We start from the raw sequence: 1,242 nt of genomic DNA, 5'->3' as shown, positions 1-1,242 counted from the left end.
CCCCGGACGCCCCGGCCAGCCGGGCGGAGACGAAACCGTCCCCGAGATCGATTCCGGCACCGGCGATCACGCGTCGATCTGGTCGATCACCGCCGCTGCCCGGCGGGCCACCACCCGACCGGCCGGGGTGAGTTCCACCCCGTCGTGGCGGCGCTGCAGCAGCGGGGTTCCGGCGGCCCGCTCCAGGGTCGCGATCTGCCGGGACACCGCGGACTGGGTATAGCCGAGCGCCGTGGCCGCCGCGGTGAGCGTGCCGCGTTCGGCCACTTCACGGAACACGCGCAGGGCGGTCAGCGACGCATCACTGAAGGTCATGACATTTACGCATACCAGACGTGCACAAATCTCGCTGCCCTCATGACTGTCCGGCTCCTAGCGTGAGGGCATGAGCGAAATGAGCAAGGTCGCACTCGTCACCGGCGCCACCCAGGGTCTCGGTCTGGCCCTCGTCGAGGGCCTGGCCCAGCGGCTGGGCCCGGCCGACACCGTCTACCTGACCGGCCGGAACCTCGACCGTGTGCAGGAGGCGGTCGAGGCGATGCCCGCCGGTGGCGCGCGGGTGCGCGGCGAACTCCTCGACGTGGCCGACCCGACGGCCGCCGAACGCCTTGCGGCGCAACTGCGTTCCCGCCACGGCGGCGTCGACATCGTGATCGGCAATGCCGTCATGCGGGTCGGCCCCGACGACGATCCCCGCGCGATCGTCGGAGACTACGTGCAGGTCAACAACTTCGGCACCACCCGCCTGCTGCGCGCCTTCGCCCCGCTGCTGCGCGACGACGCCCGGCTGCTCGTCGTCGCCAGTTCCTTGGGCACGCTGCATCAGCTGGCCCCGGTGCTGCACAACCGTTTCGACGCCCTCGAGTCCCTCGACGAGGTCGACCGCCAGGTGGCGGCCTGGCGCGACGCCGTCGCCGACGGCAGCGCCCGCTCCGGCGCCTGGCCAGGCTTCGTCAATATCCCCTCCAAGATCGCCCAGGTCGCCGCCGTGCGTGCCCTCGCGGCCGAGCGCCGCGACACCGACCTCGCCCGCGGCATCCTGCTGGCGGCCGTCTGCCCCGGCATGATCAACACTCCGACTTCGGCGCTGTGGTGGAACGTCGATGCCGCCCCGACCCCCGCCCAGGCCGCGACCGCGCTGCTCGACCTGGTCCGAGCCCCGCTCGATCCGGCCCACTACGGCCAGCTCGTCCGCTTCGGCAAGGTCCTGCCCTGGTCCCCGAACGACGGTGCGGGCCAACC

At 72.2% G+C, this 1,242-nt stretch carries 2 protein-coding genes; one reads left to right on the top strand and one right to left on the bottom strand.

The genetic code is table 11. The features are described from left to right. Window positions 1–66 precede the first annotated feature (66 nt). Window positions 67–315: a helix-turn-helix domain-containing protein gene (locus ACWELQ_RS45935; protein ID WP_452403235.1), complete on the bottom strand. Its 249-nt coding sequence runs from the start codon at window positions 313–315 to the stop codon at window positions 67–69. Window positions 316–385: 70 nt separating this feature from the next. Here ACWELQ_RS45935 and ACWELQ_RS45930 point away from each other — a divergent pair. After that, window positions 386–1,242: SDR family NAD(P)-dependent oxidoreductase (locus tag ACWELQ_RS45930; RefSeq protein WP_452403234.1), on the top strand; the 857-nt coding region annotated here is incomplete at its 3' end.

Source organism: Nocardia sp. NPDC004722 (assembly GCF_053601505.1).
The sequence above is the reverse complement of the archived record's forward strand: the minus strand, read 5'-3'. Positions and strand labels throughout refer to the sequence as shown.